General features: G+C 33.9%; 16 protein-coding genes. 7 read left to right on the top strand and 9 right to left on the bottom strand.

Going from position 1 to position 16,110, the window contains the following annotated elements; translation table 11 throughout:
* Positions 1-33: 33 nt before the first annotated feature.
* From BB045_RS02820 to BB045_RS02790, 7 genes are all read right to left on the bottom strand, one after another.
* On the bottom strand, positions 34-2,292 hold the full coding sequence (locus tag BB045_RS02820; protein WP_075140455.1) for an ATP-binding cassette domain-containing protein: 2,259 nt from the start codon (positions 2,290-2,292) through the stop codon (positions 34-36).
* Between the two features lie 48 nt (positions 2,293-2,340).
* On the bottom strand, positions 2,341-3,126 hold the full coding sequence (locus BB045_RS02815) for an arylamine N-acetyltransferase family protein (protein WP_070440509.1): 786 nt from the start codon (positions 3,124-3,126) through the stop codon (positions 2,341-2,343).
* A 164-nt stretch (positions 3,127-3,290) separates the two neighbouring features.
* Positions 3,291-3,926 (bottom strand): ABC-2 transporter permease, encoded by a 636-nt coding sequence (locus BB045_RS02810; RefSeq protein ID WP_075140454.1) that lies wholly within the window; start codon positions 3,924-3,926, stop codon positions 3,291-3,293.
* Positions 3,926-4,771 carry an ABC transporter ATP-binding protein gene (locus BB045_RS02805; protein WP_037537568.1) on the bottom strand — a complete coding sequence of 282 codons (846 nt, stop codon included), beginning with the start codon at positions 4,769-4,771 and terminating at the stop codon, positions 3,926-3,928. The genes BB045_RS02810 and BB045_RS02805 overlap by 1 nt, the downstream gene beginning before the upstream one ends.
* A gap of 90 nt (positions 4,772-4,861) precedes the next feature.
* Positions 4,862-5,581: a DUF3169 family protein gene (locus BB045_RS02800; protein ID WP_070440511.1), complete on the bottom strand. Its 720-nt coding sequence runs from the start codon at positions 5,579-5,581 to the stop codon at positions 4,862-4,864.
* Positions 5,578-5,781: a helix-turn-helix transcriptional regulator gene (locus BB045_RS02795; protein ID WP_053030654.1), complete on the bottom strand. Its 204-nt coding sequence runs from the start codon at positions 5,779-5,781 to the stop codon at positions 5,578-5,580. Before BB045_RS02795 ends, BB045_RS02800 begins: the two co-directional genes overlap by 4 nt.
* Before the next feature lie 144 nt (positions 5,782-5,925).
* Positions 5,926-6,408, bottom strand: a complete 483-nt coding sequence (locus BB045_RS02790; RefSeq protein ID WP_070581048.1) for an RrF2 family transcriptional regulator — start codon at positions 6,406-6,408, stop codon at positions 5,926-5,928.
* A 155-nt stretch (positions 6,409-6,563) separates the two neighbouring features.
* On the opposite strand from BB045_RS02790, the gene BB045_RS02785 reads away from it, so the two are divergent.
* Positions 6,564-7,484, top strand: coding sequence for a DMT family transporter (locus tag BB045_RS02785; RefSeq protein ID WP_016930608.1), 921 nt, complete (start codon positions 6,564-6,566; stop codon positions 7,482-7,484).
* Positions 7,485-7,846: 362 nt separating this feature from the next.
* Positions 7,847-9,016: an MFS transporter gene (locus BB045_RS02780; RefSeq protein ID WP_016930609.1), complete on the top strand. Its 1,170-nt coding sequence runs from the start codon at positions 7,847-7,849 to the stop codon at positions 9,014-9,016.
* A gap of 68 nt (positions 9,017-9,084) precedes the next feature.
* Here BB045_RS02780 and BB045_RS02775 read toward each other — a convergent pair whose 3' ends face one another.
* Both BB045_RS02775 and BB045_RS02770 read right to left on the bottom strand, forming a co-directional pair.
* Positions 9,085-9,648 carry a hypothetical protein gene (locus BB045_RS02775; protein ID WP_016930610.1) on the bottom strand — a complete coding sequence of 188 codons (564 nt, stop codon included), beginning with the start codon at positions 9,646-9,648 and terminating at the stop codon, positions 9,085-9,087.
* A 73-nt stretch (positions 9,649-9,721) separates the two neighbouring features.
* On the bottom strand, positions 9,722-11,263 hold the full coding sequence (locus BB045_RS02770; RefSeq protein WP_048667838.1) for a bifunctional metallophosphatase/5'-nucleotidase: 1,542 nt from the start codon (positions 11,261-11,263) through the stop codon (positions 9,722-9,724).
* A 309-nt stretch (positions 11,264-11,572) separates the two neighbouring features.
* Between BB045_RS02770 and BB045_RS02765 the strand changes: the two genes are divergently transcribed.
* The 5 genes from BB045_RS02765 to BB045_RS02745 all read left to right on the top strand — a co-directional run bounded on the left by BB045_RS02765 (position 11,573) and on the right by BB045_RS02745 (position 16,044).
* On the top strand, positions 11,573-12,532 hold the full coding sequence (locus BB045_RS02765) for a phosphate/phosphite/phosphonate ABC transporter substrate-binding protein (protein ID WP_070581044.1): 960 nt from the start codon (positions 11,573-11,575) through the stop codon (positions 12,530-12,532).
* Positions 12,533-12,808: 276 nt separating this feature from the next.
* Positions 12,809-13,582 carry a phosphonate ABC transporter ATP-binding protein gene (phnC, locus tag BB045_RS02760; protein WP_011274648.1) on the top strand — a complete coding sequence of 258 codons (774 nt, stop codon included), beginning with the start codon at positions 12,809-12,811 and terminating at the stop codon, positions 13,580-13,582.
* Position 13,583: 1 nt separating this feature from the next.
* Complete coding sequence (phnE, locus tag BB045_RS02755; protein ID WP_011274649.1) at positions 13,584-14,384, top strand: phosphonate ABC transporter, permease protein PhnE; 801 nt, start codon at positions 13,584-13,586, stop codon at positions 14,382-14,384.
* A complete protein-coding gene (phnE, locus tag BB045_RS02750; protein WP_048667839.1) occupies positions 14,381-15,208 on the top strand; it encodes a phosphonate ABC transporter, permease protein PhnE in 828 nt (275 codons plus the stop codon). Before phnE (BB045_RS02755) ends, phnE (BB045_RS02750) begins: the two co-directional genes overlap by 4 nt.
* A gap of 458 nt (positions 15,209-15,666) precedes the next feature.
* Positions 15,667-16,044, top strand: a complete 378-nt coding sequence (locus BB045_RS02745) for a magnetosome magnetite crystal formation protein family (protein ID WP_070440521.1) — start codon at positions 15,667-15,669, stop codon at positions 16,042-16,044.
* Positions 16,045-16,110 lie beyond the last annotated feature (66 nt).

The following is a 16,110-nucleotide window of genomic DNA, read 5'->3' as shown; positions in this document are numbered from 1 at the left end:
GAATTAGCATGTGGGGATATTTGTTTAGTTTATTTATTGGCCAATATATCGTTTTAAATGTTTAGCGGTTATGGAATTGTCGATGTCAAAGATGCTTTCAGGTTCACCCGCGTAAAGTAATTGGCCACCTTTATCTCCAGCATAAGGCCCAATATCAATTAACCAATCCGCCTGAGTCATCATCGTTAAATTATGTTCAATCAAGATAACCGTATTGCCTTCTTCAATAAGATGGTTAAAGCAATCGATTAGAATTGGCAAATCATCTTCATGTAGCCCAGTTGTTGGCTCATCAAAGATAAAGATCTTATCGGTCACATCTTGTGTCAGGTAACGGCTTAGTTTCACACGTTGAATTTCACCACCTGAAAGGGTATCTAATGATTGTCCGAGAGTCATATAGTTTAATCCTGTATCCGCTAATGCTTGAAGCGGTCGTATAATACCTGGACTGTCGCTAAATTTCTCAATGGCTTCATCCACGGTTAATGCTAAAATATCCGCAATAGAATAACCTTCTACTTTAGCTTCTAACACTTCTGGACGATATCTTGTACCACCACATAATTCACATACTTGTGAAAAGTCTGGCATAAATGCAAGTTCCGTTTTTAAAACACCTTTACCATGACATTCCGGACAGGCACCTTCTGAATTATAGCTGAACATACTCTTCTTAAGACCAGTATGTTGACTAAAGAAACTACGTACATCATCAAAGATATCTAAATAAGTAAGTAGATTAGAACGATTTGATGCATGGACAGGTTTCTGGTCAATAAAGATAGCCTCTTGTTCACGTTCAAATCCTGCAGTGATGAGTGAACTTTTACCTGAACCTGCAACACCTGTAACAACAGTCATTGCATGCTTAGGTAGTTTAGTTGAGACATTTTGTAAGTTATTGCGACTAATATTAGCAATTTGAAGCATGTCTTTCGATTTACGTGGCGTTTTTTTAAGTTGATGCTGTCGGTTCAACGCTTGACCAGTACTTGTGTTCGAACTGAGTAATTCATTATAAGAGCCAGTAAATGTAATTTCACCACCATTTTTGCCTGCTAAAGGTCCTAAATCAATAATATGATCAGCGGTCTTTATAACATCTGGATCATGTTCTACAACGAGGACTGTGTTGCCCTTATCTTTTAAGGATTGAATGATATCGTTGATACGCTGAATATCCTCTGGATGTAGTCCGACACTTGGTTCATCAATAATATAGATTAAGTCGCTTAAAGGACTATTAAGGTGACGAATGAGCTTAATACGTTGTGACTCACCACCAGATAGCGAAGTTGTTTCTCGCGCTAGTGTTAAATAATTCAACCCAATATAACTTAATGCTTCTAGTTGTTTCTTAAGTGGCTCTATAATCACACGTGCTTTGCCTGATTTTATTTTTCTTAAAAAGGCTAACGCCTCATCAATTTGTAGGTTTGTGAATTCTGCAATATTTAAGCCATTGATTTTACAGCTTAATACAGTGTCATTAAGACGTTGACCATGACAATCAGGACAATCATGTTTCGATACCACTCGGTCAATATCTTCTTTAAAACGTTTCTTTTCGAAATTATCATTAAGTAAAAATGAACGGCGGAATCGATGAATTAATCCTTCAAATTTGGCAGTTCTAGGCCAATTTGACGGTGGATTCTTTAATTTAGTTGGTTCGGTGTATAAAAACGTATCCATTTCTTCATTCGTATAATCTTTTAATTTCTTATCATTATCAAATAAACCTGTATATAAATAACGTTTACCTCGCCAACTATCAGGTCTAAATGAAGGGAATTTAATTGCATCCTCATTAAGTGATTTATCATAATCAAGCAATTCATTTAAATCAATATCTTCAACATAGCCTAGTCCTGAACATGTTTGACACATACCTTTAGGATTATTGAAAGAAAAGATATCTGAATAACCGACAAATGGTTCGCCAATACGTGACCATAGCAGTCGGACAGACGCGTAAATGTCAGAAATTGTACCTACAGTTGAACGAGAGTTACCGCCAAGACGTTTCTGATTAATAATCATTGCGACAGGAAGATGTTTAATTTGATCGACGTCTGGTTTTTCATATTGTGTCAGTTGATGTTGCACATAACTTGAATATGTTTCATTTAACAATCTTTCAGATTCTGCAGCTACAGTATTGAAGACGAGGGAAGACTTCCCCGAGCCTGAACGACCTGTAAATACTGTTAATTGATGCTTTGGAATCGTTACATTTATATTTTTTAAGTTATTTTGTTTGGCACCGATAATTTCTATATTAGTCATAATTACACCTCTTAAACCTAGATTAACTCACATGTTGGTCATATTAAATTATGCTTCGAGTGGTTTGATTTTAACATCAAGATTAAAGTATTCTTTTAAAATATTTCGGTAGTTATCTGAAGTTACATCATATTTATCTTTACCATCCTGTTTACTTAGCGTTAGATGTTGTAAGGACATCGTAGCACGTCCGTATGATTGTGGTTGAGTAACGATAAGTTGTTGTACAAAAATAGAATCTGGATGTTGTGAATTATATTGAATCATATCTTCAAAATCTTCTATTTGCTTAGGTTGGAAGCGAGCCTCGTAACGTGTGCTCCAACTATCGTCTTCGAGTTTCTGAATGCTATAAGTTCCTTCATGCTCTGAAATTACTCGGAATTCACCTGTAATATCTGTAACTGGATGAGTTGGATCTATATTTGTAATAGGTAAGGCCTGTAAAGGTAAGTCACCGAAGCCTACATCTGCAACATAATTTACATCATTAATTGGAACAACAAGTGACATGTGTGAACCTTCTGGACTGCGATTGCCATTAGGCTGTTCAACAGTCGCAGACATACGATATACGGTAAAGCCTTTTTCTTCAAGGTAAGTCCCAAAGAAATGATTCATTTCGTAACAGAAACCACCTCGTTGCTGATTGATCAATTTATCATACAAATCATTAATTTCTACAGATATAGGTACGCCATTTTGGACATTGATATTTTCAAAAGGAACCGTCAACATATAGCGTTTAATGTAATAATTGAGCGCTTCAAGTGAAGGTTCATTATATTTTGATGCATCTATATTTAAATAGTGTTCGATAGCTTGAATATCCATAAGATGAGGTCTCCTTTGTTAAAAGCTTTTAGTAATCCATACCCTATAATGATGAAATGACGCATGTAAGAATAGAGACGAAAAAGGTTCTAAACACTTGATAGCAGTTGATGCCTCGTGTTTAGAACCAGTATTAATATATTAAACTATGTTATGATTCAAAATTACAGTTCTTGTTTGTTGAAAATGGCTATTGAAATGAAATAAGAAGCCACTAAACAAATTAAACCGAGTATTGCATATAATCCGATGAAGAGGATATCTGTAGGATTTGTTCCTAAATCAGAGAATGAACCTGAACGTACAATGGCAGACATAATAACACCAAAGTAAGTAATAAAGAATAAAATAAGAACGATAACCGATGTTGAAATCATGATGACATTTGAATTTTCAGGACCAAATTTAAATGTTAACGGGAACATGATAGCGTATGTGCCTGCAGCACCAATACCTACTAAACCTGAAATAAGTGTTAACATTAAATTCTGATATATCGCTAATACTGCAATTAAACCAATAATTAATCCGATAAAGATGAGTATGCCATAAAATGCGAAATAGCTTTTAATATAAGCACTACGATGTGTTGGCAATGTTGAAATATAATACATCCACTTAGAATCTTTTTCACGCTTTAAGTTATCCGTCACTGGTGACAATAAGAAAATCATTGGTAAGAAACATGCCATTGCTGGATTTATAAAAGCGAATAAGAAACTTGCTACAATGGCTACAATTAAATATGTGATAAGTGACTTTTTAGATGCATAGAAACTACTTAAAATTAGACCTTTCATTATTTATCACCTCTCATAATTAATTTTGTTGCGTCATCAATAGTGCTAAGTGGGTGAGCGTTCGTTACACTAGACCAATCCTTGATTAAGATTTGGCGTTGACCTTGTCTCACTCTTGATGCAATGATGATGTCTTGTGGAATGTCTAAATCAACATGCTCATCAACTTCGACAATACCATATTGATTTAACAATTCTTCCTTGCTTTCTTGAAGTACAATTTCACCATCACGCATAAAGATTAATTTTGTAGCTAAATGTTCTATATCTTCGGAAATATGAGATGAAATGAGTATGCCATTCCCCTCAGAAATATAGTCTTCCAACATTTCAATGACTTCTTCACGTCCTGATACGTCCATACCAGCAGTTGCTTCGTCCAGTATGAGTAATTTTGTATCATGCGCTAGAGCCATGGCTAAGGCTGCTTTCATACGCATTCCTCTTGAGAACGTCTTAATTTGTGCGTTAGTTGGTAATTCGAAACGCTGAATGACTTCAAAGAAACGATCACTGTTCCATGTTTTGAAAATATTCGCAAAAACTTTATCCATATCTTTAATTTCGAGTTTATCAGGCACACGTAAGTCATCAAATACAACGCCAATATGCTCTTTGTATGCATAATCCTTATCTGAGACAACTTGATCAAAAAATGAAATATCTCCAGAATCTTTAAAACGGTTACCAACTAATGTATTAATCAATGTTGATTTACCTGAACCATTCTTACCAATTAAACCAATAACTTCGCCAGGTTGAAGTGTTAAAGAAATATCTTTCAAATGGAAATTCGATTTCTTATAAGACTTGTTGAGATGTTGCACTTGCAATAGATGTTCCATAGTAATCCTCTCTTTCTGTTGATTAGTATTAGATTTAATTCAATTAAAGATTAGTTACTTTTATCATAATATAGATTAATTAATAAATAACTAAGATTTGTAAAATTTACGTACTTTTAACATATAACCAAATGTGTTGTAAGCGAATAAAATGATTAAGATGCCAATGCCAACTGCTTGGTTAATACCTGTAATGATTGAAAAGATACCTAAGAATATAGCGCCTACCATTATTAAGGAAATATTGACGTGATATACTTTAAACATTGATTCAAGTGCAATATGACGCTCACCTTCATCCATATTTTGTAAAATACGTTCTGTATAATTGGCTTCGCCTTGTTTAGGCATACGGGTATCAAATTTTCTATAAAAGAAACCAAGCATGGTTGACGGAATTAATGTCAATATAAAAGGCACAATGACTAAAAATAAAATAGACGATGGGCCATTACCTAAGGCAATAATAAATATGTTTAATAAAGCGACTAATACTGTAATGTAATATAATGTGCCAGTTCTCATGAAAGTTAAATTAGCTTTTTGTTCATGTTGATCGAGGTTGGCATCATTGGCATTTTCAGTTTTATGTTTGTATTTTAAAGATGTCTGAGAGGTCTTCCAAATCGCTAAGATAAGTCCAATATTAATTAATGAAGCGATAATGGTAACGATAATCGTGAAATTGTATGAAGCGAAATGTAAGATATCAAAGATGTTCCCATCACTTAGCATTCCTATTGAGGCTCCTATCATTCCACCAATAATACCCCCTATCAATAAATAGAGTAAATATCTGCCCACTTTCATAAATCTTCCTCCTCAAATATAAAGACATTTTCAACTGGTTCATTGAATATACGTGCAATTTTAACGGCTGTTAAAATGGACGGCATAAAATCATTCCGTTCAATCAAAGAAACTGTTTGCCGTGAGATACCGGCTTGTTTAGCGAGTTGTGTTTGATTGAAGCCATCGCGAGCACGTAATTCTTTAAGACGATTTCGCAATATTCATCAACTCCTTGGCTTTTATGTTACATTATCTTTGTCATTTTGACTAGTATATTAGTCAAAAAGACTTGTATTTTTGTCAAATTAGATATAAAAAGTAGCCTTCGGGTTGTCTGAAGTAAGACATCCTGAAGGCTTGTATTACAGTGTTTTGCTATTTGTTAAGACCCATTGATTAAGATCGTTAAGATGATATTTTGTGACGATGGTTTGATTTACTTCATCCAATGTAATCGAAGATAAAGTGGAGATAAGTGTATGTTGAATTGTATTTAATGCATGACTAACTACACACATTTCAGCTTTTTGGCCTTCATTTTCACCTAAGAAGGGTTTCAATAATTGCTGACTTGCAAAAATCGTATCGCGACCTTCTATTGCTAGAAAAATATCATAAAACGTGATCTGATTTAAAGGTTTGCTTAACGAGAAACCACCATGCTTGCCCGTAGTAGAATTGACAAGTCCTTCTTTAACAAGTGCTTTAATAATCTTCTTTAAATAAGAATCAGAAACATTTAAACGATCACTTAAAGCAGTAGAGGTCATCACGCTATGTTCTGGTAGTAGATTCAGCATTAATAGAACATAGACAGCTTGCTCCCATCCTTTAGATAATTTCATAATACTCCTCCAATGATAGACGTTTCTTTTATTATAAAATATAATATAAAAATTTTATATATTAAGATTGAAAAATAGAAAGGGTGCATTATAATACTATTTAAAGACAACGAATATCTTAATTATCTTTAATAAATGACTAGGAGATGACATCTATGAATTTACATCAACGTTCGCATTTATACTTCTATATATGTATTATTTTAACGACCATATGTATGAGCTCTTCTTTTCCAACTGGGAAGTACCTCATCTCAATTGAACACGTGCCACCTATGTTACTAGGCGGATGGCGTTTTACCATCGCGGGATTCATTATCTTATTGGTTTTATTTTTGAAAAGGGGCGTTAAATATGTATTACCATCAATTGATCATAATAGTTATAAAGGCTTTATATTTGTCGCTACCATCGGATTATTACAAACGGCAGGAACAATGGGATTGTTAAATATAGCAATGTCATTGGGTGTATCCTCTTCAATGTCTGCCGTTTTACTGTTTACCAATCCATTATGGTTAGCTGTTCTTGCGCATTTTATACTGAAAGAGCGTTTAACAATGATTAAAGTGGTTGCACTCGTGATTGGTGTGATTGGGGTTACGATATGTCTAGGGTTAGACCGTTCATTGCTAGGGTGGGGTGCGTGTGTCGCATTACTTGGTTCACTATGTTGGTCATGTAATACTGTCGTGACTAAGCAATTTAAGTTTGATAAAGGTGCCTGGGTATTAACGGGATGGCAGCTATTATTTGGTGGCATCATCATGTTCTTGATTAGCCAATTGTTAGGAGAGCGCTATCACATTGGACAATTGAATGGTTGGGGATGGTTATGGTTTTGGTGGCTTGTATTTCCTGCGTCTATTGGATCATTTGGATTATGGTTTACCAGTTTAAATTTACGAGGTGCTACGATTTCGAGCAGTTTTCTATTTTTAGTGCCCTTATTTTCGACTATTTTTTCAATTATAGGGTTAGGTGAACCTTTCACAGTGCACATTATGATAGGTGGATTATGTGTTGTGGTCGCATTGATTGCAATTAATTATTCACCACATCACTTAAGTAATTAAGGTATTAAATGTTTGGAAAATCGAATGATCGCACTAAATAGTTCTAGGATAATATTAATTATGAGTTCCCAAAGTGGCTGTTTGGATTTATCTTTTTTAGATTCAGACATCATTTCACTCCTATGCTAGTTAGATTAACATAGCGACATTTTGATTGAAAATGTTACATATATGGAAGGTTTTCGAAATACTACATACTTGAAATTGTCTTAATTTTAATACAATGAAAATATATGAAAACTTGCGAACACTGACGTAAGAAAATAAAAGAGTCTGAACAAACCTCTTCACATGGTATCTAATTTTTTGTAATATAGCACTCGTATTATTTTTGAGAGCGATAAAAAAAGGAGGTAGCAATGATGAAAGGTAACAGAATGATGTTCTTCATATTCATGTTAGGTACATTTACAGTAGGAATGGCAGAGTATGTTGTAATGGGATTATTAACTCAAATCGCAAGTGATATGAAAGTGTCTATTTCAAGTGCAGGTTTATTAATCAGTGTATATGCTGTGAGTGTTGCGTTAATTGGACCATTTATGCGTATATTCACAATGAATGTTCGTGCCAAACGCTTATTACCCATTTTAGTTGCCATATTTATAGGTAGTAATGTGGTAGGGATGTTGGCACCCAATTTTCAAGTATTGCTGTTATCAAGATTGTTGTCAGCTTCAATGCACGCACCATTCTTTGGCGTGTGTATGAGTGTGGCTGCAGCCGTTGCACCTCGTGGTAAACAACCGCAAGCCATCGCATTAGTCCAAGCAGGATTAACAATTGCGGTTATGATTGGTGTGCCATTCGGCTCATTCTTAGGTGGCTTTGCGAATTGGAGAGCTGTATTTGGCGTTATGATTGGTTTAGCGATTATTACAATGCTAGGTATGTTGAAGTTTGTACCAGATGTATCTCTAAGTACAGAATCTAATTTAAAAAATGAATTAAAAGTATTTAAAAATCCACACATTTTAATCGTGATGTCTATTATCGTCTTTGGTTATTCTGGCGTATTCACAACATATACTTTTATGGAACCAATGATACATGACTTCGCACCTTTTAAAATAGTAGGCTTAACAATTTGTCTATTTATGTTTGGGTTAGGCGGTGTGTTAGGCAATTTAATCACAGGGAATGTGCCAGAACCTAAACTGACAAAATATCTATTTTATACGTTTTTATTACTATTTTTAACTATCATATTATTTGTCACTTTCGTGCATAATGCGATTTTAGCCATTATTATATGTTTCTTATTTGGATTTGGAACATTTGGTACGACACCGTTATTAAATAGTAAGATTATATTAAGTGCCAAAGAAGCACCATTACTTGCGAGTACATTAGCGGCGTCTATCTTTAATGTGGCAAATTTTTTAGGTGCCATTATCGGTTCAATTTTATTATCAATCGGTTTACCTTATTTAATGATTACCTTTGTGTCAGGGGGAATAATTATTTTAGGTATTTTAATTAATGCAATTAATTATTTTTATGAAAAGAAACACATTCAATTTGAAGAATAATAGTTAAATTGAAAACACCTCTAATGTCAGTATATCTTTATACCGATGTTGGAGGTGTTCTATTATAGTTATTCAGATTCGAATTTTAATGTTGGTTCGTACATATCGTGATTGAAGTGATGTTTAGAAAATTGACGTAAATCATTTATGAACGTATTTATGTTACGATCTAATTTCTCTTTGGTTCTCACGATGATAACGCGCTTATCGTCAGAGTTTGTTTCGTATTTATCATTATAGATTCTTGCAGCTATAGAAAATTTAGAGATATAATTCTCCAGTGATTCATAGCAATTTAGCAAATCACGAATAGGCTTATTAGATTCTTCTTCATGGTGACTCATAGTACCCAATAATTCTTGAATTTGATCGTCTAATTTTACAAAAAGTTCCTCCACGTCATCGCATTTTTCTAACGTTTGCGGCTTGTTTATTAGAGCATTGGTTTCACTTAAATGAATTTTACTTATTTTAGATGCTTTATAAGCAGTTAAATCTATCATACTCAAAATATCATTTTTATAATCTTCACGTTTTTCTTCTTTCTCTTTAGTGATTTGATATTTAATCCCCCAAAATGTCCCAATTAGCGCAAAGATACCTCCGACAATGGCAGCTAAAAATTCACTCATAATAATGAACTCCTTTTCTAGTGAGAATATTTACATTTATATTGTACACTATTTAAATAATGTAAGAGGAAAATTATAGTTCGACTTTGAAGTTAAGAACTTGAGGTATGTTAGATATATCGTTATTGGTAATGAAATCAATTAAAAGTTGTGCACCTTCTTCTTGTATATCTTTAACTACAGGTGCTTCAGCGAACATGTCATAATTACCACCGCCTACAGCACGATAGTTGTTGACACAAATGGTATAAGTTTTATCACTGATAAGTGGTTCATTGCCAACCTTAATATCAGTTACGCGTTGACCAATAGGTTCTCTTACATGAATGGTATAAGTGATACCGCCATACATGTCATAGTTAAAATGCTGTGGTTTCGGATATAAAAATGCATCGTTGATTGTTATTTCATTTTTATCGTTAAGCGTGAAGTAGCTTGCTGATTTTTCTAAAGCGTCTTTAATGCCTGCACCAGTAAGTTTTAAAACTTGGAATGTATTGGGAAAAGGATAATTATTAATAATATCACGCATAGTAATACGTTTATTAAATCCTGCTGCTGAGTCGAAGAGTGCCGTACTTGTAATATCAGCACCACTTTTCTCCAATAACATAACATTTATTAAATTAATAAGTGGATGAGGTTTCATTCGTGCCTCAAATTGATCTTCTACTAACATCGGTTCAGGTAAGGTCGTGATTTCAGTATCTAGCCAGTCTTCTAGATGTGTTAATAGCTTAGAATCTTCCGATAATAGACTGTATTCTGAGTCTCCCACTACAGGTAACAATTCGCTTTGCGTATCAATAATCTGATTATTGTCGCCAATCGTTAGCGTTACTTTACCTATTTGTGTTGCACGTGTACCAGGTTGAATAACGGCAGTTTCATATTTAACTGTCGCGATATCTCGATGTTGGTGACCTGTAATCAATACATCGATGCTTTCATGGAAACGATGTAGAATTTCGGAAGCCTCATTCTCACCAGTTAAATCTTCAGTTGGTTCCTCTGTATCTATATCACGTTCGAATCCGCCGTGATATGAAACGACGACGATGTCAGCTTTTTCACGGACATTAGGTAATAGTTGGGTAAGTGTTTCAATCGCACTCTTGAAAGTTAAGCCTTCGATATGATGTGGTTGTTCCCAGTTGGGAATGTATTGCGTAGTTAAACCGATGACGCCTACTGTTAGTCCTTCCTTTTCAAAATAATGCACGCCTTCACCTGTAAAGGGTTGTTGTTTTGAGTCTAAAATATTAGCACAAAGCACTGGATGGTTAAGGTTTTGTAGTGTGTCTATAAGGTATGGTAAGCCATAGTTAAATTCATGATTACCAATCGTTCCCAAATCAAAATTTAAGCGGTTATATATCGTTGTTAACGGTTTGCTAGAGCGTAACTCAGATACTAAATAATTGCATAAAGGTGACCCTTGTAAGAAATCCCCGTTATCTATTTTGAAGTAAATATCGTCGTTTTTGCTTGATTGTTCGATAAGTTGATTAGCATATAATAAACCCATAGGTAACTGTTGATTCGTCTTTGAAAAATCAGTTGGGAATATGTAGCCGTGAACATCACTAACGATATAAAAGCTAAGTTGAGTCATAAGTACCATCCTTTCATTAATGACAGTGATTAATATTTATAATTATAAGGTATGCATGTTAATCAATCATTATTCGTTTTCAAAATAATTATATCTTTATATAGCAAAATTATAGTATAAAAGCTACACAGAATAGATTTAAAAAGAATTTTTAGGAATTATTTACAATATCTTAATGATATAAATAGATTTTATATAAATTTCACATTAATTAAATATTATTTGAATTAATATTGTGATAATCTTATATTGTCATATAAATTGACAAATTACACGATTTTATACATATCGAACGGGGGCAATACAGTTATGAAGCAAATGAAGTATCTTTTAGTGCTAGCTTTAACAGTTATTATTTTTGCGGCAGCATGTGGAAATAATAGCTCATTAGATAGCAACAACAAAAGTTCTGACAGCGGTTCTGATTCTGGTAAAGATGGTTACAAACCTAAAGAATTAACAGTGCAATTCGTGCCATCTCAAAACGCGGACACACTTGAAGCGAAAGCAAAGCCACTTGAAAAATTATTATCTAAAAAATTAGATATCCCAGTAAAAGTATCTGTATCAACTAACTACAATACAATCGTAGAAGCGATGAAGTCTAAAAAAGTAGATGTAGGTTTCTTACCTCCAACAGCTTACACTTTAGCACATGATCAAAAAGCAGCAGATTTATTGTTACAAGCTCAACGTTATGGCGTTAACAAAGATGGGTCTAACTCAGACAAATTAGTTAAAGATTATAAATCAGAAATTTTGGTCAAAAAAGATTCTGGAATTAAAGATTTAAAAGACTTAAAAGGTAAAAAAATCGCATTACAAGATGTAACGTCTACAGCAGGTTACACGTTCCCAATTGCGACACTTAAAGAAGCGACTGGCATTAACGCTACTAAAGATATGAAGATTGTAAATGTGAAAGGGCATGACCAAGCGGTTATTTCATTACTCAATGGTGATGTTGACGCGGCAGCAGTATTCCAAGATGCACGTAACATTGTTAAAAAAGATCAACCTAACGTATTTAAAGACACTAAGATTATTAAGTTAACAGAACCTATTCCAAATGACACAATCTCAGTTCGTCCAGATATGGATAAAGAATTCCAAGATAAACTTAAAAAAGCATTTAAAGATATCGCAAAAACAAAAGAAGGTCACAAAATCATCAGTGAAGTATATTCTCATGAAGGATACACAGATGCCAAAGATTCAGACTTTGATATTGTAAGAAAATATGAAAAACAAGTTCAAGATATGAAATAATATTAGAACATCATTAAACGAAATTGAAGTTTTAATATTATCACAATATATCTAAACTTAGACTAATGAACATTGTAGATTAATAAAAGCAAAGAGGAGCAAGGTCGAAAATAATATTTTTGAGGCTACTCAACAAATTCGCAGTAGCTGACTGAACTGAGATAGCTCTTAAATCTAGCTTTCTCAGTTCTTGTGTTCCTTGCGGGGGTAAGAAAACGAATTCGTTAACAATTCTGTCTCACGTCTTTCTTTGCAAAAATAAAGGGTGCTATTTAAATGAGTCAAATTGAATTTAAAGATGTCAATAAAGTTTATCCAAATGGGCATGTAGGACTAAAAGACATCAATTTGAATATTGAAAAGGGAGATTTCGCAGTTATCGTAGGCTTGTCAGGTGCAGGGAAATCAACGCTATTAAGATCAGTTAATCGACTTCATGATATAACATCTGGTGATATTCTTATTGAAGGTAAATCGATTACGAAAGCTAAAGGTAATGATCTACTAATGATGCGCCGTAATATTGGGATGATCTTCCAACATTTTAATCTTGTAAAACGATCATCTGTATTACGCAATGTGTTAAGTGGACGAGTAGGCTATCATCCAACTTGGAAGATGGTGTTAGGTCTTTTTCCAAAAGAAGATAAAGTAAAAGCCATGGATGCTTTAGAGCGAGTGAATATTCTGGATAAATACGACCAACGTTCTGATGAATTGTCTGGTGGTCAACAACAACGTATTTCAATTGCTCGTGCATTAGCACAAGAACCAGCAATTATTTTAGCTGATGAACCTGTAGCATCTTTGGATCCTCTAACAACAAAACAAGTGATGGATGATTTAAAGAAGATAAATGAAGAATTAGGTATTACGATTCTTATTAACTTGCATTTTGTAGATTTAGCACTTGAATACGGTACGCGTATTATAGGGCTTCGTGCTGGTGAACTTGTATTCGATGGCCCTGCAAGTGAAGCAACTGAAGAAGTGTTTAATGATATTTACGGTCGTAAACTTAAAGATGATGAGAAGCTAGGGGTTGAATAATATGACGACACCTACAACGAGTAAATATGATGAATATTTGAATAAAAAGTTTTCGCTTAAAACGAGTTTTACTATTTTTCTAGTATTAGCTTTAATAATATGGAGTTTCTTATATACTGGCTTTAGTTTTGCCGATTTAATGGTAGGTTTACCTCAAATTGGTTCATTCTTTGGACAAATGGTACCGCCAGACTGGGCATATATACATACAATATTGAAACCTATGTTAGATACCATTCGCATGGCTATTGTTGGGACATTTCTAGGCGCGATTGTATCTATCCCAATTGCTTTAATCTGTGCAAGTAATATTGTTAAAACGAAATGGATTTCAATTCCCGCTCGTTTTATTTTAAATATTGTGCGTACGATACCAGATTTATTACTAGCAGCTATATTTGTAGCTGTCTTTGGTATTGGTCAAATTCCAGGTGTATTAGCACTATTTATCTTAACTATTTGTGTTATTGCAAAGTTATTATATGAAGCACTTGAAACCATAGATCCAGGACCAATGGAAGCCATGACGGCAGTTGGGGCAAATAAAACGAAATGGATTGTCTTCGGCGTTGTGCCACAAATATTATCAACTTTCTTCTCATATGTGTTGTTCGCTTTTGAAATTAACATTCGTGCTTCAGCGGTACTTGGTCTTGTAGGCGCTGGCGGTATTGGATTGTTCTATGATTCTACTTTAGGCTTATTCCAATATCCTAAAACTGCGATGATTATTCTATTTACATTAGTTATTGTTGTCATAATTGACTATGTAAGCTCGAAAGTGAGGGAACAACTCGCATGACACAAAATAAAGATAATTTAGAACAAAAGTTTCCTATTAAATCAAAAAAGCATAAGCAAAAAATAATTAAAAATTGGATGATTGCAATTGTTGTTTTGGCTATTATTGCATGGGGTTTTGTAGGAATGCCCGCATTAGAATTAAAATCCAAATCCATTGAAATTTTAAAATCTATTTTTCACGGACTTTTTCATCCGGATTGGGGTTATGTATATATTCCTGCTGGTGAAGATTTATTACGTGGATTACTTGAAACGTTTGCGATTGCGGTGATTGGTACGTTTATTGCAGCTATTATCTGTATTCCATTTGCCTTTCTAGGTGCACAGAATTTAATCAAAATTCGTCCAGTAACCGGTATCACTAAATTTATATTAAGTGTGATACGTGTATTTCCAGAGATTGTTATGGCTCTAATTTTCATTAAAGCGGTTGGTCCGGGGTCATTTTCAGGTGTACTAGCTTTAGGTATACATTCAGTAGGGATGCTAGGAAAATTATTCGTTGAAGATATTGAAAGGTTAGATTTCACGTCAGTCGAAGCATTGAAAGCAAGTGGTGCTAACAAGACGAAAACTTTGATCTTTGCAGTTATACCACAGATATTACCATCATTTTTATCGCTTGTGTTATATCGCTTTGAATTGAATTTACGTTCTGCCTCGATTCTAGGACTTATCGGTGCTGGAGGTATCGGTACACCATTAATTTTTGCACTTCAAACACGTTCTTGGGACAGGGTAGGTATCATATTAATCGGATTAGTTATTATGGTAGCAATTGTTGACTTAATTTCAGGAGCAATACGTAAGCGAATTGTATAGATGAGAGAGTCGAGTAAATATTAAAGTATATTTAATCGGCTCGATACTCTAAATGTTTAAAATATACCATGGGGATAGGACAATGCATTTGATATGAGTGGCGTCCCATTACCATGGTTTATTTTTTATGTTTTAAAAACCCTATGTAAAGTGTTTTCAAAAATGATTTTGACTTCATTGTAGGAATGACGAACCTTTTTGACATCGCAGCATAAGCATCACGTTTGTCAGCATTATAACCTTGTCGATGAATTACAGCATTGTGTTCTAACTGCTTTGAAATGTTATTGCATTAAGATATAAATTTTAAGCATTCATTCACTAATTTATTTGCCATAGTTATGTCTCACATTTCTACAAAATTATAAACTATCCGAAACTTACAGAGTTGTAATTTTGGACGCTTTTCCTAAAAGTCTCCTATTTTATATGTTTATATATAAGTGAGGTGAGTAAATATGGAAAATGTAAATAGTAATAAATATAGAAACGATGAATTCTATGGTAGTAGAAATGAAAATATTGCATCATCTATAAGTTATTTAAGTGTGTTTTTTGCACCGATACTATTACCTATTGTAATGTGGATTATCGCTGACAAATCTGTATCAACTCATGCACGTAAAGCTTTATTTAACCATATACTTACTTGGGTTTGCTTTACATTAGCGCCATTAGCATTGATGCTATCTGCTAGTGTTATGGGCAATGCATCAACTAATACAGAAAGCTGGATTGTATTTGGCTCATGGACAATTGCAGTTGTATTGGTGGTAGTAGGCGTTTATTTGTTCATTAAAAATATTATTAGAGGCATTAAATTATTATTAGTTTAGAAGTTATAAAAAAGAGGCTATCGCTTATAGGTTAATACACCTTTAATGATAGCCTCTTCATTTTCA

Source organism: Staphylococcus sp. MB377, assembly GCF_001922505.1.
GTDB lineage: Bacteria > Bacillota > Bacilli > Staphylococcales > Staphylococcaceae > Staphylococcus > Staphylococcus haemolyticus.
The sequence above is the reverse complement of the archived record's forward strand: the minus strand, read 5'-3'. Positions and strand labels throughout refer to the sequence as shown.